17 protein-coding genes, 1 pseudogene and 1 riboswitch are annotated in these 20,908 nt (G+C 38.6%); of the genes and pseudogenes, 7 read left to right on the forward strand and 11 right to left on the reverse strand.

Going from position 1 to position 20,908, the window contains the following annotated elements; all coding sequences use genetic code 11:
- Positions 1–198, forward strand: a pseudogene (locus CDG59_RS07475) (IS701 family transposase); the annotation flags it as partial.
- 69 nt (positions 199–267) lie between these two features.
- On the opposite strand, the gene CDG59_RS07480 reads toward CDG59_RS07475, so the two are convergent.
- The 5 genes from CDG59_RS07480 to CDG59_RS07500 all read right to left on the reverse strand — a co-directional run bounded on the left by CDG59_RS07480 (position 268) and on the right by CDG59_RS07500 (position 7,208).
- Positions 268–2,313, reverse strand: a complete 2,046-nt coding sequence (locus CDG59_RS07480; RefSeq protein ID WP_087544566.1) for a caspase family protein — start codon at positions 2,311–2,313, stop codon at positions 268–270.
- Between the two features lie 127 nt (positions 2,314–2,440).
- A complete protein-coding gene (locus tag CDG59_RS07485) occupies positions 2,441–3,418 on the reverse strand; it encodes a caspase family protein (RefSeq protein WP_087544567.1) in 978 nt (325 codons plus the stop codon).
- Between the two features lie 31 nt (positions 3,419–3,449).
- Positions 3,450–4,343 carry an OmpA family protein gene (locus tag CDG59_RS07490; protein WP_171295007.1) on the reverse strand — a complete coding sequence of 298 codons (894 nt, stop codon included), beginning with the start codon at positions 4,341–4,343 and terminating at the stop codon, positions 3,450–3,452.
- Between the two features lie 23 nt (positions 4,344–4,366).
- Complete coding sequence (locus tag CDG59_RS07495) at positions 4,367–6,094, reverse strand: caspase family protein (RefSeq protein WP_087544570.1); 1,728 nt, start codon at positions 6,092–6,094, stop codon at positions 4,367–4,369.
- An 88-nt stretch (positions 6,095–6,182) separates the two neighbouring features.
- Entirely contained in the window at positions 6,183–7,208 is a 1,026-nt protein-coding gene (locus CDG59_RS07500) for an AraC family transcriptional regulator (RefSeq protein WP_087544572.1), read from the reverse strand.
- Positions 7,209–7,326: 118 nt separating this feature from the next.
- On the opposite strand from CDG59_RS07500, the gene CDG59_RS07505 reads away from it, so the two are divergent.
- Positions 7,327–8,202, forward strand: coding sequence for a metal-dependent hydrolase (locus CDG59_RS07505; protein WP_087544573.1), 876 nt, complete (start codon positions 7,327–7,329; stop codon positions 8,200–8,202).
- 52 nt (positions 8,203–8,254) lie between these two features.
- Here CDG59_RS07505 and CDG59_RS07510 read toward each other — a convergent pair whose 3' ends face one another.
- The 4 genes from CDG59_RS07510 to CDG59_RS07525 form a co-directional block, all read right to left on the reverse strand.
- A complete protein-coding gene (locus CDG59_RS07510) occupies positions 8,255–9,250 on the reverse strand; it encodes a DUF2804 domain-containing protein (RefSeq protein ID WP_005162156.1) in 996 nt (331 codons plus the stop codon).
- A 19-nt stretch (positions 9,251–9,269) separates the two neighbouring features.
- Positions 9,270–10,055: a GGDEF domain-containing protein gene (locus CDG59_RS07515; protein WP_227519113.1), complete on the reverse strand. Its 786-nt coding sequence runs from the start codon at positions 10,053–10,055 to the stop codon at positions 9,270–9,272.
- Between the two features lie 483 nt (positions 10,056–10,538).
- The gene (gene trpB / locus CDG59_RS07520) at positions 10,539–11,783 is read right to left on the reverse strand and encodes a tryptophan synthase subunit beta (protein ID WP_087544576.1); all 1,245 of its coding nucleotides are present in this window, start codon (positions 11,781–11,783) and stop codon (positions 10,539–10,541) included.
- Entirely contained in the window at positions 11,764–12,423 is a 660-nt protein-coding gene (locus CDG59_RS07525; protein WP_087544578.1) for a phosphoribosylanthranilate isomerase, read from the reverse strand. Before CDG59_RS07525 ends, trpB begins: the two co-directional genes overlap by 20 nt.
- Before the next feature lie 117 nt (positions 12,424–12,540).
- Positions 12,541–12,754, forward strand: a riboswitch (cobalamin riboswitch).
- Between the two features lie 36 nt (positions 12,755–12,790).
- Here CDG59_RS07525 and CDG59_RS07530 point away from each other — a divergent pair.
- The 3 genes from CDG59_RS07530 (at position 12,791) to CDG59_RS07540 (ending at position 16,088) form a co-directional block, all read left to right on the forward strand.
- On the forward strand, positions 12,791–14,665 hold the full coding sequence (locus CDG59_RS07530) for a TonB-dependent receptor plug domain-containing protein (protein WP_087544579.1): 1,875 nt from the start codon (positions 12,791–12,793) through the stop codon (positions 14,663–14,665).
- 95 nt (positions 14,666–14,760) lie between these two features.
- Positions 14,761–15,348: a cob(I)yrinic acid a,c-diamide adenosyltransferase gene (locus CDG59_RS07535; protein ID WP_087544581.1), complete on the forward strand. Its 588-nt coding sequence runs from the start codon at positions 14,761–14,763 to the stop codon at positions 15,346–15,348.
- Between the two features lie 20 nt (positions 15,349–15,368).
- The gene (locus CDG59_RS07540) at positions 15,369–16,088 is read left to right on the forward strand and encodes a glycerophosphodiester phosphodiesterase (protein WP_087544582.1); all 720 of its coding nucleotides are present in this window, start codon (positions 15,369–15,371) and stop codon (positions 16,086–16,088) included.
- A 29-nt stretch (positions 16,089–16,117) separates the two neighbouring features.
- On the opposite strand, the gene CDG59_RS07545 is transcribed toward CDG59_RS07540, so the two are convergent.
- Positions 16,118–16,645, reverse strand: a complete 528-nt coding sequence (locus CDG59_RS07545; RefSeq protein ID WP_087544584.1) for an META domain-containing protein — start codon at positions 16,643–16,645, stop codon at positions 16,118–16,120.
- 211 nt (positions 16,646–16,856) lie between these two features.
- Between CDG59_RS07545 and CDG59_RS07550 the strand changes: the two genes are divergently transcribed.
- Both CDG59_RS07550 and CDG59_RS07555 read left to right on the forward strand, forming a co-directional pair.
- Positions 16,857–18,026 carry an acyl-CoA desaturase gene (locus CDG59_RS07550; RefSeq protein WP_087544586.1) on the forward strand — a complete coding sequence of 390 codons (1,170 nt, stop codon included), beginning with the start codon at positions 16,857–16,859 and terminating at the stop codon, positions 18,024–18,026.
- Positions 18,027–18,162: 136 nt separating this feature from the next.
- Positions 18,163–19,605 carry a protein adenylyltransferase SelO gene (locus CDG59_RS07555; protein WP_087544587.1) on the forward strand — a complete coding sequence of 481 codons (1,443 nt, stop codon included), beginning with the start codon at positions 18,163–18,165 and terminating at the stop codon, positions 19,603–19,605.
- Between the two features lie 206 nt (positions 19,606–19,811).
- Here CDG59_RS07555 and CDG59_RS15485 read toward each other — a convergent pair whose 3' ends face one another.
- A complete protein-coding gene (locus tag CDG59_RS15485; RefSeq protein WP_227519114.1) occupies positions 19,812–20,885 on the reverse strand; it encodes a hypothetical protein in 1,074 nt (357 codons plus the stop codon).
- Between the last annotated feature and the right edge of the window lie 23 nt (positions 20,886–20,908).

Here is a 20,908-nt window from a genome sequence, read left to right on the forward strand (position 1 = left end):
AGACGATCTAAACTGATTTTGAATCATATTTTTTCAGCCTTGATGGCCTACGTCGAGATACAAAAGAACCAGTTTGATCAGATCTTTGAAAATGTATATCGTTGGCAGAAGAAATTATTTAGACCAATCATCAAAGACTTCATTGATGACTTTATTCTCGATAAAAACCATCTGCTACCACAGAGAATCTATAAATGATAGTGCGTAAGTCCTACAGACAACTACAGTCTCCACTCAAATACCACGACAGCCACTAGACCACATTCTTTAATTGACTTTAAACTGTAAATTTTGTTGACCCAAACTAATTGCAGCTCTTCCTTCTTTTCCACCATCCATTTTTATATACTGAGGGTAAGCTTTTTTAACAAAGTCCCCTAATTCTCTATGATCAACAAAACCATTTTTATTTTGATCAGCATCACCTTTTAAAGCCTGTAATAAGGTATAAGTAAATGTACCACCATTCAGCGTTGATGACTCTATTGCAATCTCAACTGGGGTAAAAACACTTGCTCCTGTTGATCGTTGTATTCTGTCAACTGTTGCTTGGGCAATAAATGGATCTCGGGCAGTCATACCATCAATAAAAACCATTTTTTGTTTAGCAGGAATTTTCACCAATAAATTTTGTAATTCCATCGTAGAAATTGAATCTTTTTTAATTTGGTTTTCATTCAATGATGCAATATCTGAGGGGATTAAATATAAATCTGCATTTGAATAATAATGACTATGCCCTGCAAAATAAAATACAAAAATGTCTTCTAAACTTACTTTTTTCTGCATGTCTAACAATGTATCCTGAATACTTTGCTTAGTGGTTTGAGCATAACTAGTTAATAAGATTAGATCTCCTTCATTATATAAATGTCCTACCTGTTTTTTCATTTGTTGATAAACTGCTTGAGCATCTGATACGGAATAACGAAGATTTCGCCCTATACTACTATAATCATCAGCCCCAACAATAACGGCATGAATACGAGGTTTTGTATTGATTTTAGTTTGATCAACCAAACGTATTTCAATACGATTATTTTGCGCACGTCCTGCTGCTGTTTCATTAGACGCAATTGGGCGACTCCATGCCATGCCCTGTGAACTTAAACGACTGGCATCTATTTTATATTGATTGACCAATACATTCTTGACAGAGCTTGCTATGGCCAGTGACAAACGTTCAGCTATAGGACGTGTCCATGTTGTATCATCTGTATGACCTTGAATTAAAAGTTCTTTATTGGGTAATTGTTTTAATTTTTCTGCAATCTGCGCCAATAGCTGTTTATCCTTTTCTCTTAGGACGGGTGAATCTTTTTCTACAAAAATAACATATTGAGAGGAATCAACGACATTTTCTACTCGATTAGGATAAGAAGTAAGTTGGATGATTAACGCTTGTGCAGCACTAGTAAATAACCCCGTTGGATAGCGTTGAATAAATTTCTTAAAATCATCAATATCCTGACTATTTTTAATTTGATTCCATGCTGTAATCTCAGGATTTTCTGGTTCAATAGGCGGTTTAATCTCTTGAACATTTAACACTAAACGAGCTAAAGGATTACCCTCTTGCCAAACCTGTTGTTGTTTTTTGGTTTGTTTAGCCACATCATTGGTGACATCTTCAACCAAAGTTGCCCATGTTAAATTTGGAGTATTTAGATATTTTAATAACGATAAGGTAAAGGGACTATTCGTTTGCCCTGTTTGACCATCCGCTGCTTCTTGTCCTTTACTTGCTGAATATAAAATAGATAATCCTGCGGCATTCGGTGAAATATCCATTCTTGCTAAGGCACGTGTACCTGTGCTACGGGTTTGTGCCACTGGATTATTACGGCAAGCATCCATAATCATAATTTTATAAGCGGCTGGACTACTGGATAAACGACTTGCAATTTTATTGTCTAAATTAATAAACTCTTCATCAAAGAAAATATCCTTTTCAGGTAAACTGGCAGTGGTTGGGATTAAATAGTTATTGCCATTGATGGATGCCCCATGCCCTGCATAGAAAAAGATAACTGTATCTCCAGCACCAATACTCTGACTAAAACTATCAATAGCTTCTAACATTTTACGTTTTGGTGCATCTTTAACGACAGTGGTCTGAAAACCTAATTTCTTCAAGGTATTATTGATGGCATCCGCATCATGTACAGGGTTAGTTAAAGCATTCATATGAGTATATTGACTATTGCCAATAATAAGTGCTCGATTGACTGCATAAACCTCTTGTTGATAACCAGTTAATATCAAAAAACTACCGATATAACATAATCGTTTTAATTTATTCATAATTGCCATAATTTAACCCCTAAATAAAAAAATACTGACCAAAGCGAACGGCTTAAATAAGATATTTAGCATTCTTACACTGCTACCTGAGATACCATGATTGAAATCCGCAAACTATGCAAAAACAGCAAGATGATCATGGTGTAGGAGATGTTAGTTTTGTATCATCATCCAACATTAAAGAAGCATAAACAGGCGAATACTTTTGAATGCGAGTTTTGGCTAAGGCTTTAAAACGACCATTTGGATATTGTTGCAAATAGGCAACATAACCACGAGCTTCAGTTTCATCTTTAATGCTGTCCCAAAACATCAGTTCAGCATCAGAATACGTTATCCTCTTATTATTATTTTGAGTGACCGTAATTGCTGGATTGACAAAATAAACATCTATACGCAAATTTCCCTCACGGGTAGGTGACTGCTGCCCTTTGGTTGCCACCTTAACCTCATCAGCGACTTCATCAAAAATGGCAAAAATAGATTTATCATTTTTACGAATTGCCTGAGCTAAGGCTTTGGCATACGGACTATTACCTGTTGAGCCATCCTGTGCGACTTTACCCGCTTCAGTTGCATACGCCACCAACACCCCCTGTCCACTTATCGGAGCACGGCTTAAACCTTTGGTCGCACTTTTAAAACCACTGTTCGGGCGGTCACGACACGCATCCAAAATGACCACACGAGCTTTTGCCCCCTCAGTCGCACTGACCAGATCATCAGAACTTACCGTACTTAAACGTAAATCAGCCGTTTGCTCAATTTTGGCATCGGTTGCCAATAAATAGTTTTGGCGATTTTCTCCTTGTTGCCCATGCCCTGAAAAATAAATCACAGCGACATCCGCATTTTGAGCCGTCTGATTAAAGGCTTCAACTTCCCGATTTAAAGTCCGAATATCTGCATCTTTGACCAGTCTGACCTCATCAAATTTAAGATCATTTTTAAGGACATTTTGTAATAACAGCGCATCATTGATCGGATTACTGAGCCGATTTTCATATTGATAGGTCGCATTGCCAATCAAGAGTGCCACACGTTTGGCATGAGCTATTGATAAAGTCATTACCCCTATGATCAACACACATCCCATCATTATTTTTTGTCGCATAGGTTTTTTCCAGTTTAGTATCTATCAGCCATTATTTAAAAATAAAAGCCACCCGACGATTTAAACGATAATCCTGTTCAGTTGTGCCATATGCCAGTAATTCTGTTTTACCTTTACCAATTGCCTGTAAATGCCCCTTTAATTGTGGTTGGCTGCGTTGTAACAGTTGAACCACGCTCTCTGCCCGTCTTTGTGAAAGTTTTAAATTATAGGCATCATCCCCTTGTTGATCGGTATGCCCTATCACCTGAATGGTCTGAAACTGACTATCTGCCAGACTTTTTGCGACCTGATCAAGTACCTGCATTCCCTTAATATTGGGCTGACTCTGATTAAAATCAAAAGCAATTTGATAACTAATTTCAGGGGCTTCAACCGAAAGTGTACGTTTGGTCTGTACAAAAGTTTGCAATTCCTGAGCATTAAAAGGCTGTGTTGTCATCTGGTCATTAAACTGCTGACGAAGCTGTTGATAACGTGGTACAAATTTTGTCAACTCAGGTGACATTGTAGTATTAAAATAATCTTCCTTTAAATCATCCAGACTCAGTTGGGCATCTATACGTTGCTTTAATTGCAATTGTACCTCTAAGGTATTTAACGCAATTTCAGCCCGTTTATACTGTTGTACTTGTGCATTTAGTCCTGCGGAATAGGTCAACCCTTTCGCTGTTTTCCATACAGCCAATGCCTGAGAGTACTGTCCTGCCTTTTGTAAGGTACTGGCATACGCCATTTGCAAATCAGCCACATGTGGGCATAAATCTGCAATTTGTTTGGCTTTTTCAATGGCTAATTGTGGCGATGCTGCCGTTTGAATAGCTTTACTGGTATATAAAGTGATGGCTTGCTGGCAATCTTCAGCGTGGCTCACTGCGCTAAATGTCATCACCAATCCAGCGAACATCAATATTGTTTTTTTCATCAAATTTTTCCTTTTACTCAAGATTAAGGATAAGTACGCAACGTAATGTGTTGAAACCCTGCTTGTGGGCTTTGCTGCAACCATTGGGTCAAAGCCCGAACCACAGGATGTTCAATACTGACATCTTTGTCCGCAATCGAAAGGAGTTGCTGTAACTGTGCTTCAGATAAAGGCTGAGACACCCCCACTGCTACAACACTATCTAAGCCCACTGGAGCTTGGGCATTAATACTTGGTGTGGTAAAAATCTGACTTGCCTTAAACATGCGATGCTCGTGTGTTTCAATCGGGTAAAGCAAGTGGAACTGACCTTGTGCATCAATATTAAAGAGAATCAAAGCATAATCTTGAGCAGCTTTACTTAAGAATTTAAATTGTTCCCCAATTTTAAAACCATTTCCTTTTAACTCAGGCGTGGTAGTGAACTGTAATTGGGCAGGATTTTTCAGTTGCTGTTGTAATGTTCTTAACCATAATTCTGTTTTCAGCCGTTGTTGTATGACGCTGAGGGTAGTTTTTGCAGTGATTGGTTCTAAAGCAGTATTGGCTAATGTCCATAATTTTAAATCAGGATGCTCAATGATCACAAAGTCATTATTTTGTTGATGAACGCTTAAACCAAGATCAGACAACATTTCATTCAGTGCCTGACGGTTTTGAACCTGTTGCACACCAATATTCAGGGCATCATTTGATACCTCAACCACAGGTGATGGTGCAGTCTGTTGTGTCGCTTCAGGCGCAATCTTGCGTGGTTTTAACAAGGTTTTGAAAGTAATATTATCATGGTCTTCACTAATCAAGGGTTGAATGACTGGCGTTTGCGGATTTTTGTCAGAATAATGCCCCACCTCACTGGTCAAGACTTCACGTAACTCAGCATAATTGATTTTACCATCCTGATTACGGTCTGCGGCAATTTTGCCATCCAACACCCTTAACAAAACATCAGTTAATAAACCATGTGCCTTGCCATCAAATTTTGAATCGACTGCTGGCAAATCTGCAGCTTCTTCATCTTCACCTGATGCTGCAATCGAAATGGTATTTTGATAAGGATAAGGCTCTGGTTTATGGTTAATTTGTGCCTGCAACTGTGCAATATCCATCGCTAGCAAATCAGCGTCAGATATCGCCCGAGTTGGTAAGCGAATATGACGACTTACAGTTTTAACTGGAGCTAAAGAAATGCTGCGGGTTGCATTGGCAGAAAAACAACTGTCCATCACAATTACCACATCCCGTGTTTTCTCTAGTTCCGCAATCACAGGCAATATGTGTTCACGCCCAATCACCAGACTCTGATTGAGCTGTGCTGTCGTGTCCTGCCCTTTTGCTAACATCTTTTTAATGGGTTCAAGATCAAAATCATAGGGTACAAATGCACCACTATTATAAGGCAGTGGCAATTTATTTTTATTGTCTTGTCGGCTTGTGCCATGCCCTGAAAAATAAATAAAAACCTGATCACCTGCCTGACTACGGTTTTTTAAATCATTTAATGCTTTCACAATATTGCTTTGCGTGGCTTGTTGATTAGTTAAAATCACCATATCCTGCTTTTTAAAGCCCCACTTTTGACTCAATACCTGCTGCATGGCATCCACATCATTGATTGGCCCCGCCAAGTGGGTAACATGCGGATAATCCGCTATGCCCACCAGTAACGCAATATTGGCAGCAAACGCTGAACTTTGTGTCAATAATCCAGCAATGGAAAAAATACCTATCCATATTTTCTTCCCCCACATAGCAACCTCACAAATCCCAAATTAGATAATGTTATAAACGTTACAAACTACATTTCGGGTTAAAAATTTCACCAATATTCTGTGCTTATCATTTCACAGATTTCAAAAACTGCTTCGGTGTGACACCTGTCCAACGCTTAAACGCCCGCCCAAACGCACTTTGATCAGCATAATTTAAACGTTCCGCAATTTCTGACAATGATTTGCCCTGTTGCAAATACAGTTTACTTTGTTCCAAACGGTACTGATCTAAAATATTTTGAAAATTAAGCTGATAGGTTTTGAGTTGGCGTTGTAATGTTCGTTCTGAACAATGTAAACGCTTAGCAACATAACTGAGCAGTAGTTCTTCTTGTTGTAAAAGTCCTTGTTCAATATGCGTTTGTATTTTTTGACGGAACTGTTGTTGCTGAATCTCAAAAGAAGCAATGCTATTCAGTGATTGCTGAGCTTGAGTCGAGAGTACATGGTTTAATTGTTGGTCTGCAGCGATGCTTTTTGCTTTTAAAATTTGATTTGAAAAGCAAATTGCATATTGTCCAGCTTGAATTTGGATCGGACAACCATAAAATTTTTCAAAATGATATAAAGCTGTATGTGGTGCGTAACCAAATTGAATCATCTGTGGTGGAATGAGGGCATCTTGTACAATAGACTGAGAAATTTTAAAGATCAGCGCCAGATTTAGCTCATACATTTCCCGATAATCACTATAGGATGCTCCCCAAACAATTTGAATATAATCAGAAAACTGCTGAACATTCAGTTGTTCTAAATTGGTCTGTTTAAAAACCAAAGAATAATAACGTTGTAAAAGCTGTAACGCTTGTTGCAGATCTAAACTGGTTGAAGCCAAATAACCCATTAAACCCAAATCTTGCAAATTGGCATGTTCAGCCAATACTAATGTAATCGGTCGAGGGAAATAAGCTTGTGCAGATTGCAAAAGCAACGCATAACGTTCGACATCAAAATCATGCTCATCTGGATTTTGCAAGCAAGTATGAAAAGCTTGCCAAAGCTCAGGCGCAACAACTTTAGACAAATCAATTTGTTCTTGTTGTAAAACACGATTAAATAATCGCAGGTATCCAATAATAATTTTAACTGACATATGCCGATCTCATCCTGATCTGTCGTTATTTGTATAAAACTTGGCTGTAACTGTCAAAACATTTCATCGGACTTTTTCCATACTGAGTTCATGAAGAAAAGACAAGGAATAGCAAAAAATGAATGCACACGTTTCCTATCAAGTTGAGCCAGTTGTTAGAACAAAACTAGATTTCCATTTAGATCAGGCACCACGTTTTTGGTTTGGTGGTGATCCATTTCGTACTCGTATGTTTGATGCATTAAGCCTAACCTTCCCTGATGGCGAACGCTATTTTATTGAATGTGTGCGTTTATTCCGTGACAAAATTAATGATCCTGACTTGCAAGAACGTGTGGCTGATTTTATCCGTCAGGAAGCGCAGCATGGTATTGCACATGACAAAATGAATCAGATCATGAAAGAGCAAGGCATGCCTGTAGATCAATTCACTGCACGGTTGAAAAAGATTTTTAGATTTGAATTAAAAAACCGTTCAGCTCAATACAACATTGCCATGACCGCAGCTGCAGAGCATTTAACTGCGTTAATGGCAGATACTTTTTATAGTAAAAAAGAGACTTTAGCGGAGGCAGATCCATTTGTTCGTGCGCTATTCGCTTGGCATGCGATTGAAGAAATGGAACATCGTGATGTTGCTTTTGATGTGATGAAGCAAGTCGGTGATGTACCAGAAGCAACTCGACGTTTTGCACTGCTCTTTACCACCGTCATGATGTTTGGTTTTACTTTGTATCGTACGGATGTAATGCTAAAAACTGATGGTTTTAATTTAAGACAACGCTTTGATATGGCACGTAAAGGTTTACCGTGGTTCTTCGGTCGTAACGGTATTTTGACTGCAAAAAGATCTCAATATAGTGACTGGTTTAAAAAGGATTTCCATCCAAATCAACATCCTGTTATTCGTCAGTACGATGTTTGGGTTAATACTTTAGCGAAGACCAATGATCCAATTGCTGCGGGTGAAGCTTTTTGGCAAGCAGGGCTTTAATTCACGTATCAAAAGAATCCCCTTTGAATTTAGGGGATTCTTTCTGTCATTATCACCACTTCGCATAATGCTGTTCTAACAACCCATATTCTTGATTTAACATCACCAGTTCAACATTTTCATGTTCAATCGTACCGCAGACTTTCGCTTGCCACTGATTAAACTGACTACCAATCAGGCGTAGGTTAATATTCTCAAAACGACACCAACCTGTTTCAACGAGCAAATTTAATCGCTCATCCAAAGAACGAATTGACCAACAATTTTCATTTTGTTGCTCAAATAAAATATCAGTGAGTGGATATAAACGACCATCAACCCACAATGCATTTTCATTACCAAAACTTTCATTGACACCTGATGCGAGATTCAAGCCAATGCGGCGATCATTTGCATCACGGAACTGACAAGACAACCAAAACCAAGCGGTTTCAGGTCGTAAAAAACCACAGGTATCATCGAGTGCAGCAAGACTATGCGCATTGAACTCGATCTGCTGTTGATCTGGGCTAATGAAAAAGCCTTCTACTGCCAAAGTGGTTTGTTTTTGCGTATATGTCCAACCATTAATCCCTGTTGGGCTACATAAACTGAGTACATCCGTACCTGCACAAAAAATACGCGCTTTCAGTTGTACTTCACCATGTTTGGTTACTTGGATATAACGCACACCATTGGCGTGTTGCATATCAAATTGATAAGCCGATTTTTTAAAATAGCTTTGACTAAATAAAGGTTGTTCATCGAGTTGGGTTTTTAAAGCTAATGGCTGAATCGCATTCCATTCGATTACTTTTTTAGAAAGATGATCATAAACATAGAAAAAGCCATGCCCTGCCCATGATAGATCGACAATTGCAATACCAATGCTGTAATGCTCATGTTGTAAACCACAGAATTTAAATTTCTTATATTTAAGCTGCTTGCGCCAGCCTTTTAGTACTTGGCCATAAGGCGTTTTATAAATATAGTCGTCCAAATTGATCTGTGAAGGTATCTGATCAAAACGCCCATAACGAGGCTGACCATTTTTCTGTATCAATTTCACAAGATTTTCCCCAACTCAATTATAACGTAAATGCCGTTCTGACCTGATTTTTACCATTGTGTTTCGCCTCGTACAACGCCTTATCTGCTTGCTCAAACAAGCCTGTATAATCAAAACCACTAAAAGCTGTACTACTTACCCCAAAACACGCCTTGATATAAAGCATTTCATTTTCTTTCACTTCAACTGCGGTTTGCTCTAATGCTTTACGACATACTTCTGCCACCAACACTGCATTTTCAATAGAGGTAAATGGTAATAAAATGACAAATTCCTCACCACCATAACGTCCAATCACATCACTGGCTCGTAAATTTTTTCGCAGTATATTTGCGACATGTTTTAAAACCAAATCTCCTTGATGATGTCCATATTGATCATTAATATTTTTAAAATTATCAATATCCACCATAATCAATGATGTTTCTCGATGGGTAATTTGTGCCTGTTGCATCTGTAAATCAATAATTTGATTCACCCCACGACGATTAAGCAAACTTGTCAACTCATCGGTACAGCTTAGCTTTTGTATTTTTGAATTATATCTGCGCCAACGCTCTACACTAATATCAAATAAAGTAATCGTAAATGCTGCATATAATGTTGTATAAAACATGGAATAAATAATCTGAGCATTTTGCACATCTTTATGCATCAAGGTATAAGGTTTATACGCAATTGCATAATCCAAATACCCAGTCACCGTCAGCACAGATAAAAGGTAATATACGGCAACATAGACAATCAGGCCAAAATACACCACAAATCGGGGATATAATAATAATGCAGTCAGTATAATCCCCATGAAGATCACCCCATTAAGGAGATTTAACAGCCCAATACCTATAGGTAAACCCAACAATGAACATGGATAATAAACAGACAAAAACAACACATAATAAATATGTGCTTCTGGTTTATTTTTAATAAAAAAGCCAAATAAAATTAAGAAAGTATTTAGAAAAAATATACCAGGATATAACCACTGAAATTTAAGTAACAACCCTGTATTTGCCAAAGGATGATACATATATTTTATTTGCATAAAATAGATGATAAGGCCGGTAAAACTGGCATACCACAATATGGCCTGAGATTTTTTAACCAAATCCCAGTCCAACATTGCAAGAAAAATTTTATTAATATGTTTGAGTAGAGGGTATTTCATCCTCCGCAGTCCTGTATGATTATTATCGTGTTATACGTCCATGTACAACCAGTCACAACATAAATATCGATGTTGTCTAGGGACACTATTTATACAATACTATCATACAAATATTCGATATTATAAGTCGACCATCGGAATACCATCAATTTTTGCAACAGTCATTAAGTCTTTATCGCCACGACCCGAAACGGTGGCAATAATGATTTGGTCTTTCGACATCGTTGGGGCAAGTTTAGTGACATAAGCCATCGCATGTGAACTTTCAAGCGCAGGAATGATGCCTTCAATCTGTGTTAAATCACGGAAGCCTTGTAAGGCTTCATCGTCTTTAATTGGAACATATTCAACACGATGCATATCTTTTAAGAAACTATGCTCTGGACCAACACCTGGATAATCCAAACCTGCTGAAATACTATGTGTTTCAATAATCTGACCTTGCTCATCCGACATGAGGTAAGTACGGTTACCATGTAATACACCCACATGGCCTGCATTCAATGGCGCTGAGTGTTTGCCTGTTTCAATGCCGAAACCTGCCGCTTCAACGCCGTACATTTTCACATCCTGATCATTCAGGAATGGATAGAACAAGCCCATTGCATTTGAACCTCCGCCCACACAAGCAACCAAGGCATCAGGTAAACGTCCTGCTTGTGCTTGGATCTGTTGACGTGCTTCACGACCAATGATTGATTGGAAATCACGTACAAGCTGTGGATATGGGTGCGGACCAGCAACCGTACCAATGACATAATAAGTCGTATCAACATTGGTGACCCAATCGCGCATCGCTTCATTCAATGCATCTTTTAAAGTTTTGGATCCGCTTTGCACTGGTACAACTTTTGCGCCAAGCAAACGCATGCGATAGACATTCATCGCCTGACGTTTTACATCTTCAGCACCCATGTACACCACGCACTCCATACCCAAGCGAGCAGCGATGGTTGCGGTCGCAACACCATGTTGACCTGCACCTGTTTCAGCAATGATTCGTTTTTTACCCGACAGTTTTGCCAATAAAGCCTGACCAATCGTATTATTTACTTTATGAGAGCCAGTATGGTTTAGGTCTTCACGTTTTAAGTAAATTTGCGCACCGCCGAGATGCTGAGACCATCGTTCAGCATGATAAAGTGGACTTGGACGACCAACATAAAACGCAAGATCACGGTCAAACTCTGCTAAAAACTGAGCATCATTTTTCATACGACCATAAAGACGTTCTAAGTCTTCAAGTGCAGCCATAAGCGTTTCTGACACAAAACGCCCACCATGAATACCAAAATGCCCCTGAGCATCTGGAAACTGGGTGTAGTCAATCGCCTGATTTTGTTGACTAAGGTTTTGCTGATCCACGTTGGACTCCTTGCATAAATTTTTCAATGAGTTGTTGGTCTTTTATACCTTTAGCGGACTCTACGCCTCCGCTGACATCCACAGCAAAAGCTGCTGTAGTATCAATAGCGTCACTCACATTTTCAGGGGTTAAGCCCCCTGCCAAGATTAGTGGAATATCAAGTTTTGGAAATTTATTCCAATCGAAACAGTGACCTGTTCCACCTTTTAAATCAGGATGCCACGCATCAAGTAGAACCGCACTGGCTCCCACAGCTTGATAGCGTTGAATTTCGGTCAAAATGTCTAAATCAGGTCTAACCTGAATGGCTTTGTACCAACGGCGTTTGCAATGCAACGCAATTTGTTGGCATTGTTCAGGTGTTTCATCGCCATGTAGTTGTAATACATCCAACGGAACTGAATCAAGCACTGTTTGGATTTCTTCTGCGCTTGCATTTACAAATAAACCGACCAACTGAACATAAGCGGGTACTGAGCTTGCCAAAATTTGCGCTTGTTCAATACTGACATGACGCGGGCTTGGGGGAAAGAATACCAATCCAATCGCATCTGCTCCTGCTTGCACAACAACATCAATATCTTGAGTCCGCGTGATTCCACAAATCTTGGCGCGAGTTCGGAGTTGGGTTTGACGCATTTGATGTCCAATTTGAGATGACTATTTACTACTCTCACATTGTAAAGCAATTTGACATACTTTGGTCAAAGTTCATTTCCAAATGCAATTGTTTAAAAAACGTGAACACTCTATACTTCGCATCATCTCGCAACAAGTCTAAAGCACATTCTTTTGCTTATAGGGAAGTTGGTGTAAGTCCAACACTGCCCTCGCAACGGTAACACCGAATTATTAATCTTAGCTAAACGCCAAATCACTGCATCTGAATGATGTGGGAAGATGATTAATAGCATCGTCATTGTGATGATATAGTGAAGTCCGGAGACCTGCTTGTTGTTTATTTCCACTTTAACATTCACGACGGGTGAATGTATGGAGCGACATCATGTCTACTATTTTTCAACCGACACGTTTAGTTGGTGCTATCGCTATTGTGATGGGGTTTTCTTCAACTACTTTTGCTCAAGATCAATCAAGCGCGAAAACTGCGACGCTAGATACGATTGTTGTGACGGCATCTCGTTCTGAAGAAAAGTTAAAGAATGTTCCTGCACGTCTGACTGTGATTGATCAAAAAACGATTGAAAAGAATCCTGCTCTCAACTTATCAGATTTAATTCAGCGTGATCCTTCTGTTTTTGTCAAACAAAGTGGCGGAATAGGTCAGATCACGGAAATCTCAATTCGTGGAACTCGACCAAATCACACTCTCATATTAAAAGATGGCGCTCGTCTAAATAGCCAAAACCACCTTGCTGCAATTTATCCATCATTTCTTGATTCATCTGATCTTGAACAGATAGAAATTCTTAAAGGTCCAGCCTCTGTACAATATGGAACAGATGCAATTGGTGGAGTGGCTCAAATGATAACCTCAACTCCAACAAAAAATAGCGGTTTTATTACAGGTATCTATGGGGAAAATAATACATATAAAGCTATTGCAGGAGCTGACCTCATTCAAGATGGTTTTTATGCACAAATTAGAGGACAGCGCTTAGAAAGTGATGGAACACGAGTACTAGATAATCAAAGCAAAGATCAAAAAGCCGCTTATGATCAGAAAGGTTATAGTGCGAAAGTAGGTTACGACAATAAAAAGAATATTAAAACTGACCTGTCAATCAGTCAAAATGAAGGGCTGAGTCAATTCTACAATTACATGACTATCAAAAATAATGCAGAGCGTATATTTGAGAACCGCCTGATTAATTCAAGCATTCAATATGGTTTTGCTGAAAATCTTACATTATCTGCACGTTATTCAAACTTTATTGATAACCAACAAGTAAAAGATAGTGATCCAAACCACTTTGATACAGAAAACAATGAAGGTGATCTAAACTTAAACTGGAATATAGACTCTAAGAATAATTTACTCGCAGGTGTAACTTATCTAAAATCAGATTTTAAAAGTAATGATGTAAAAGATAAAAAACAAAGTATCGATTCTACCGGTTATTATGTTCAACATCAGTATAAGACAGATAAGCTAAATACTCAGGTTGGTGTTCGTACTGAAGATAATGAACTATTCGGTACACATACAATCGGTCAAGGAGCTGTTCGTTATCAAGTATTATCCGAAACAAGTATTTATGCCAATATCGGATCAGCTTTTAAAGCCCCATCCCTAACAGAACTCTATTATTTTTCAGAAAAGTCCTATGGAAATACCTATGGTAATCCTGATCTCAAACCAGAAGAAAGTATTTCCTATGAAATTGGTGTAGATCAAAGAATTGGGCAAAACCTAAATGCCTTTTTATCTGCTTACCATACTGAAATAAAAAATTTAATCAGCTATAAATACTCAAGCCCGAACTCAACGTATATCAACATAGATAAAGCTGAAATCAATGGTGGTGAGCTAGGTCTTAAATGGAAAAAAGATGACCTATTCCTAAACACAGAATACGCTTATGTTGATTCAAAAGATAAAAAGACTGATCTGAGAGTTGCATATAAGCCTAAACAGACCCTTACTTTAACGACTGGACTTGAAAATTCAATTTATGGAATAAGCGCCTCAATTATCGCACGCTCAGATATTTATGCAGATAATGCCAATAAAGTTAAAGCTCCTGGTTATGCAACCGTTGATTTAAACATGTACTGGAATATCAACCCTAATATTAAAGTTTTCAGTAATATTGAGAATATGGGTGATGTTGAGTACAGAACTGCTGATAATTTTGGTGATGGTTGGTATGTAAACGGTGGTCGCCAAGCTTCTGTGGGTGTCACTCTTCGTTATTAATCGTGCAATCTAGACAATAAAAATATTTTCTTAACTCCAATTTCGGGGTAATGTTCTGACCGACATTATCCCCTTTTTATTTGTAGGACAGCTTCATGGGACATCGTTTAAGTAAAATCTATACACGTACAGGTGATTCAGGCACAACAGGGCTTGGGGATGGCTCACGTGTCGCTAAAGATGACTTACGAATTAATGCGCTAGGTGATGTAGATGAACTCAATGCCACGATTGGCGTATTAAGAGCACAAATCAGTATATCTCAAATTGAAAATAAAGCTGATTGGGATAAAAGTTTAAGCTTGATCCAACATTGGTTATTTGATTTAGGCGGCGAAGTTTGTATTCCCAACTATCACTTACTCCAGCCAATTTGTATCGAATTTCTCGAAAAAGAAATTGATCATATGAATGAATCTCTACCGATGCTCAAAGAGTTTATCTTGCCTTCGGGTAGCCTAGCATGTAGTTATGCACATCAAGCTCGTGCTGTATGCCGCCGCGCAGAACGCACTTTGATGTCAGTACACAATCGTGATCAAAATATTCAAGCTACTGCATTACAACTCTTGAACCGTTTATCCGACTGGTTATTTGTTGCCTCACGTGCTTTGCAACGTGCAGAAGGCGGTAGTGAAGTGCTTTGGCAAAAAAACATTAATGATAGTATTGATCAAGCATAATTATTTTACGGTAAATCAAAATGCGAATCATTGGTCATCGTGGCGCACGTGGTGAAGCTCCTGAAAATACGTTAGGAGGCTTCCGTTACTTGCATGATTTAGGTGTACGTGCAGTTGAGTTTGATGTGCGTCAACTCAAAGATGACCAATTGGTGGTGATTCATGATGATGATTTTGTTCGTACCACGGGTAAATCACAGCATGTTGAAAGCTGTAATTTGTCTGAAGCTCAGCAATTTGATCATCGCCATCAATGGCAGGTTTGGGGATTTGAAGAATACACACCTAGCCTGCCCCATGTAATGGATTGTTTAACTGATTTTGAACATATTGAAGTTGAAATTAAAGCAGTTGCAGATGAAGTAGCGGCTGAGCGTTTAATTCTACAATTACACCAAGATTTAGTCGGCTTTGAACAAACTGCCACAATCACGAGTTTTGATGTAAAAATTTTAGCGGCATTACAACAACATCAAAGTCATTTTAAACGTGGTCTATTGGTTGAAATTCCAATTGGGGAATACGCAATCGAGCTTGCTCAACAATATGAGTGCCACCAAATTGGTTGGAAAGATCAACTGGCAACTGATCAAATCATTCAGTTTACACAGCAAGCAGAACTTGCTGTGAGTGTCTGGACAGTTAATGACGTTGAACGTGCCAAACATCTACAACAATTGGACATTCAAGGGTTAATCACTGATTTCCCGAGCACCATGTTGCAACATCTAACTTTATAAAAGTATGGAATTTATTCCGACAACTAATTTTATTTTTTAGATTGCGCCTGAATTAAACGCTGCCCTTTCGCATCTAATAAATACAAATTCGTCCCTTCAATTTGGAAACGTTCAATCCGCTGCATCGCATCCATCAGATCTGCTTCTTGTGCTAATGCTTTATCACAACTTAAGTGCTGCGCTCTCACATCAAAACTCATTTTCCTTTGGCTAAGATCATATTGATAACTTCCATAAATGTTATTGCAGCCCGTATGACCTGAAATGGTTTTAGTCACTGAATTCAGCATAAAACTTGGGTATTGATTGAAGAATAAAGCACGTTTATTTTGAATCATGGTTATTTGCCAATTCACCTCTTGAATGCCATCGTTGCTTTTACGAACTTGCATAGGAGGCAATTCACTTACACGTTTTGGATGTAAGCTATTTTTAGTGATCTGTGTCGGTTGACTTTGGCATGAAGTAAGTAGCAAAGCACAAGATAATATTAAAGTTTTGTGAAAAAACTTATTCAAAGAATAAATTGTATTTTTCACGCTTATTTGTTCTGACATTGATTTATTTCGCCTTTTAATTTATTGATTAATTCAACAAACGAATTCTGTTACTGTTCTTTCAGTACAACTGTAGAATAATGCTAGTGTTATCTAATCTGAGCATGCTAATATCGAACATAAAATAGCAATATATCGTCATGATTGGTTTTGCTATCTCGTTTGGTTTTTATATCTTGTGTAAACAAGGTTTTTAGGAGCGCTGACGGATATGACTTCCGCCCCACTCAAGAAAGCACCCATTAATTGGATTGCAATTTTCGCACTGGTATTCTTACCAGTTGTTGCGCTCATTTCGATTCCAATTTATACCTATTATCATGACTTTAGTATGGGCGCATGGATTAGCATGTTTGTCTTACTAGGTGTAAGCAGTTTAGGTATCACTGCTGGCTATCATCGCTTATGGGCACACCGTGCTTATGAAGCAACCCTACCTTTAAAAATCATTCTTATGATTATGGGTACTTTTGCAGTTCAAAATAGTATCTTATTTTGGGCTTCAGGTCATCGTACACATCACCGTCATGTTGACGATGTAGACCAAGATCCATATTCGATTAATAATGGATTCTGGTATGCACATATGGGTTGGATGTTACGTAACTACCCTGCTGCCGAACCAAATTATAAAAATGCACCTGATTTGTTAAATGACAAATTAGTCATGTTCCAAGATAAATATTATGTTCCTTTAGTTATTGCTGTTCATGCCGGTATTTTATTACCGATTGGATGGTTGGTGAATGATATTTGGGGCGTGTTGCTTTTAGGCGGTTTAGTTCGTCTATTCCTGAGTCACCATGTCACTTTCTTCATTAACTCACTCTGTCATATGTGGGGTAAACGCCCTTATACTGACGAAAATACTGCACGTGATAACTTCATCTTAGCCATCCTCACTTGGGGTGAGGGCTATCATAACTATCACCATATTTTCCAATACGATTATCGTAACGGCGTAAAATGGTGGCAATATGATCCTACAAAATGGTTAATTTGGACGAGTTCTCAGTTAGGCTTAGCGAAAAACTTACGTCGTATTCCAAGCTTTAATATCCAAAAAGCAGAGCTTGCGATGAAGTTTAAATATGCTGAACAAGACCTCGCGATTTATGGTCACGATGTAAATACTGATATCGCTCAGATGAAACAACGTATTGCTCAAGAATATGAAGCATTTACCAATACATTAAATGATTGGGCTAAATTGAAAGAGCAAGAACTACAAGCGAAAAAAGCGGCAATGGCTGAAAAAATCCATCAAATGGATCATAAGCTTAAAGTTGATTTCCAACTCCTTGAACATCGCCTTGCACACCATCGCGAATGTTTAGAAACATTAGTGCGTAATATCAAAAAAGCACCAGTTTCGGAATAAAAAACATTCAATAAAATGGTCTCTTTAGAGGCCATTTTTTATGCCTATTTAAAGGCTTCGCTCATAAGCACAATTCACTATTTTAGACCTATCTTTGTTATAGTCATCATTCAGTTCCTTGCCATGATATTGACCTATGCATTTCAATCCTCGCTATTCATCTCTCAATTCAAAGCTTTATCATCAGCAACAGCCCAGCCCTTTACGTGGCGCAAAGGCAGGTCATTTCAATGAGGCCTTGGCAAATGAGTTGCAATGGAGTGATGAAGACAAGGCCAATTGGGTTGAGATTTGTAGCGGGCAAAAAACCTTTGCCGAATTTTCCCCTTTGGCCATGGTCTATGCAGGACATCAGTTTGGACAATGGGCAGGACAATTAGGGGATGGGCGTGGTTTATTGATTGGACAAATTCTAAATCAACATGGACAAACCATTGATCTACATCTGAAAGGTGCAGGTTCAACGCCCTACTCTCGTATGGGGGACGGTCGTGCCGTGCTTCGTTCAGTTATTCGAGAATACTTAGCTGGACATGCACTCAATGCTCTTGGCGTAGCATCTAGTCATGCGGTTGGTTTCACCACATCGACACAAGGCGTACAACGTGAGACTTTAGAACTTGGGGCAATGTTATTACGCACGTCTGAATGTCATATTCGTTTAGGTCATTTTGAGTGGATCAACCAATATGCACCTGAACTTTTAACTGAATTTACGCAAAAGTGTATCGAATGGCATTATCCAGAATGCCTAGAAGCTGAGAACCCTGTTCTGGGTTTCGCTAAAGCTGTCATTGAACGTACAGCAATCATGATCGCCAAATGGCAATTAGTCGGTTTTGCACATGGTGTAATGAATACCGATAATTTAAATATTACAGGCTCAACCTTAGATTTTGGTCCTTATGGATTTATGGAGCGTTTCCGCCCGAACTGGATTAATAACCACTCCGATTACCAAGGTCGTTATACCTATCAAAACCAACCCAGTGTTGGACACTGGAATTTGTGGACATGGTTGAACAATCTTATTCCTTTAGCTAAGCCTGAGCATAAAGAACAATTCAAACAAGATTTAGCGACTTGCTTAGAACAATTTGAACCAATCTTTTTACATCATTATGGTCAAGGACTCTGCGAGAAGATGGGACTCCCCCATTTTCATAAAGACAGTTTAGATTGTAGTTTTGCGTTCTTGCGAATTTTACAAGCGGAACAACTCGACTATACGCAAAGTTTTATTCGGCTACAGAACAAGGAATATAAAACACTCCGTGATGATTGCTTAGATCTACGTCAGTTTGATGCTTTTCTCCATCAATATCAGGAGATACGCAAAACTCAAGATACAGACGAATTAGATCGAGTTATGCAAAGCGCTAATCCTCATTATATTTTACGCAACCACATGGCACAAAAAGCGATTGAACAAGCCGAACGTGGTGATTTTAGTGAAGTTGATCGTTTATTTAAGCTACTCAATCAACCTTATCAAAAACAGCCAGAGTTGGAAACTGAACAGGATATTGCACCTTTACCAAGTGATGTGCCTGAGGTGATGGTAAGTTGTTCATCTTAATTCTAAACAGTTTGAGTTCCCTTGCGCCGCTATCGCGGTTCAGGTGAGTTGTTCATTTAAGAGTCAAAAAATAGTGTCACAACAACAAAGCTACAGTGAATATTTTTATGGCTCTAGACTAACATATCTATTCTGCTGGTCTAGAGCCTAGACAATTGTTTATGCTAGGTTTGAGCTTAGATGTGGATTATTATTTTGCTTAGTCTCTACCATTGATACTGGGCAAAAAATTGAGCGCCCATCCTCTTGGCCTGATTGGTATTTAGATCATCTGCAATATATTTCAAGCCAAAATTTTGATGCTGTACTGATAAGCCTAAAGCATGGGTCTGAGGTTCAAAATGGATTCCCAATTCTACACCTGTATCCCAATAAGCGTTCAATTGCCAAAGACTACTATATTGATTGCTGATTGAACTCATACCTAAACGCCAATTCTGATCTGACTGATAATTTAGATCAGTATAAATTTTAAAAGGCAGCTTCTGCGTATATTGATGATACTTATTAAATTGTCCCTGAATATCAAATCGTGGACGCTTATCCTGATCATAAGCAATCTGATATTGGGTGTAGGGTGCATCTTGCCAATATAAATAAGCCAAAGCATCCTGAATATTGATATTTACTTTCCAGTGATTCGCAATGGTCCCTTGTAATGAAGTATCAAATGCAAAACCATATCCATGATTCGCTCGCTCATTCCAGCCCATTTTGTCTTCTTTTAATGCAGGCTGATCATAACTATAGTCAATTTGGCCATTTAGCCATTTAACGCGATCCATGAGTTGCTTTTGATCAGTTGTTTGAGCCAAAGCATTAATTTGACCATCCACATAATGGCGCCCAATTAATGCAGTTGCACCCGTTGTTAAACTCCAGTTCGGACTCAATTGCCATGTATAGGCCAAACGTGACCCAACCGTATCAACGTGCTGTGCCTCAAGTTGCAAATTATATTGGGTATTGGCATCAATCAGTTTATCATTTTTAACTTGATAATATAATTTCGCAGTGTCTGGACTAAATCGCAGTACATAATCGTAACGCCAAATCCAGCTAAAATCCCATTGTCCCTGTTTAACACCCAACTGCATTAGGCCATGGGCAAATGCATTTTTTCCCGATTTAAAGTTTGGGTCATCCCAATCATCTGTAAATGCGTGAATCGACAAAGGTTGGCTATATACATCTGCCAGTACGTGATAATAGATTTTTTCCTGGGCATTGGAATAGAAAGGAATTAGCATTCCCAATACAGCTAGACTTTTTTTGAGCATAAAAAAAGGGGATATTACTCCCC

Source organism: Acinetobacter sp. WCHA29 (assembly GCF_002165335.1).
GTDB lineage: Bacteria > Pseudomonadota > Gammaproteobacteria > Pseudomonadales > Moraxellaceae > Acinetobacter.

What these genes read in the sequence shown, in the direction of transcription:
- CDG59_RS07485 (WP_087544567.1), bottom strand. Translation starts at nt 3,418, where the DNA reads ATGCGACAAAAAATAATGATGGGATGTGTGTTGATCATAGGGGTAATG.
- CDG59_RS15485 (WP_227519114.1), bottom strand. Translation starts at nt 20,885, where the DNA reads ATGCTCAAAAAAAGTCTAGCTGTATTGGGAATGCTAATTCCTTTCTAT.
- CDG59_RS07495 (WP_087544570.1), bottom strand. Translation starts at nt 6,094, where the DNA reads ATGTGGGGGAAGAAAATATGGATAGGTATTTTTTCCATTGCTGGATTA.
- CDG59_RS07525 (WP_087544578.1), bottom strand. Translation starts at nt 12,423, where the DNA reads ATGCGTCAAACCCAACTCCGAACTCGCGCCAAGATTTGTGGAATCACG.
- CDG59_RS07515 (WP_227519113.1), bottom strand. Translation starts at nt 10,055, where the DNA reads ATGGGGATTATACTGACTGCATTATTATTATATCCCCGATTTGTGGTG.
- CDG59_RS07555 (WP_087544587.1), top strand. Translation starts at nt 18,163, where the DNA reads ATGCATTTCAATCCTCGCTATTCATCTCTCAATTCAAAGCTTTATCAT.
- CDG59_RS07480 (WP_087544566.1), bottom strand. Translation starts at nt 2,313, where the DNA reads ATGGCAATTATGAATAAATTAAAACGATTATGTTATATCGGTAGTTTT.
- CDG59_RS07505 (WP_087544573.1), top strand. Translation starts at nt 7,327, where the DNA reads ATGAATGCACACGTTTCCTATCAAGTTGAGCCAGTTGTTAGAACAAAA.
- CDG59_RS07490 (WP_171295007.1), bottom strand. Translation starts at nt 4,343, where the DNA reads ATGAAAAAAACAATATTGATGTTCGCTGGATTGGTGATGACATTTAGC.
- CDG59_RS07530 (WP_087544579.1), top strand. Translation starts at nt 12,791, where the DNA reads ATGTCTACTATTTTTCAACCGACACGTTTAGTTGGTGCTATCGCTATT.
- CDG59_RS07500 (WP_087544572.1), bottom strand. Translation starts at nt 7,208, where the DNA reads ATGTCAGTTAAAATTATTATTGGATACCTGCGATTATTTAATCGTGTT.
- CDG59_RS07550 (WP_087544586.1), top strand. Translation starts at nt 16,857, where the DNA reads ATGACTTCCGCCCCACTCAAGAAAGCACCCATTAATTGGATTGCAATT.
- CDG59_RS07540 (WP_087544582.1), top strand. Translation starts at nt 15,369, where the DNA reads ATGCGAATCATTGGTCATCGTGGCGCACGTGGTGAAGCTCCTGAAAAT.
- CDG59_RS07535 (WP_087544581.1), top strand. Translation starts at nt 14,761, where the DNA reads ATGGGACATCGTTTAAGTAAAATCTATACACGTACAGGTGATTCAGGC.
- CDG59_RS07545 (WP_087544584.1), bottom strand. Translation starts at nt 16,645, where the DNA reads ATGTCAGAACAAATAAGCGTGAAAAATACAATTTATTCTTTGAATAAG.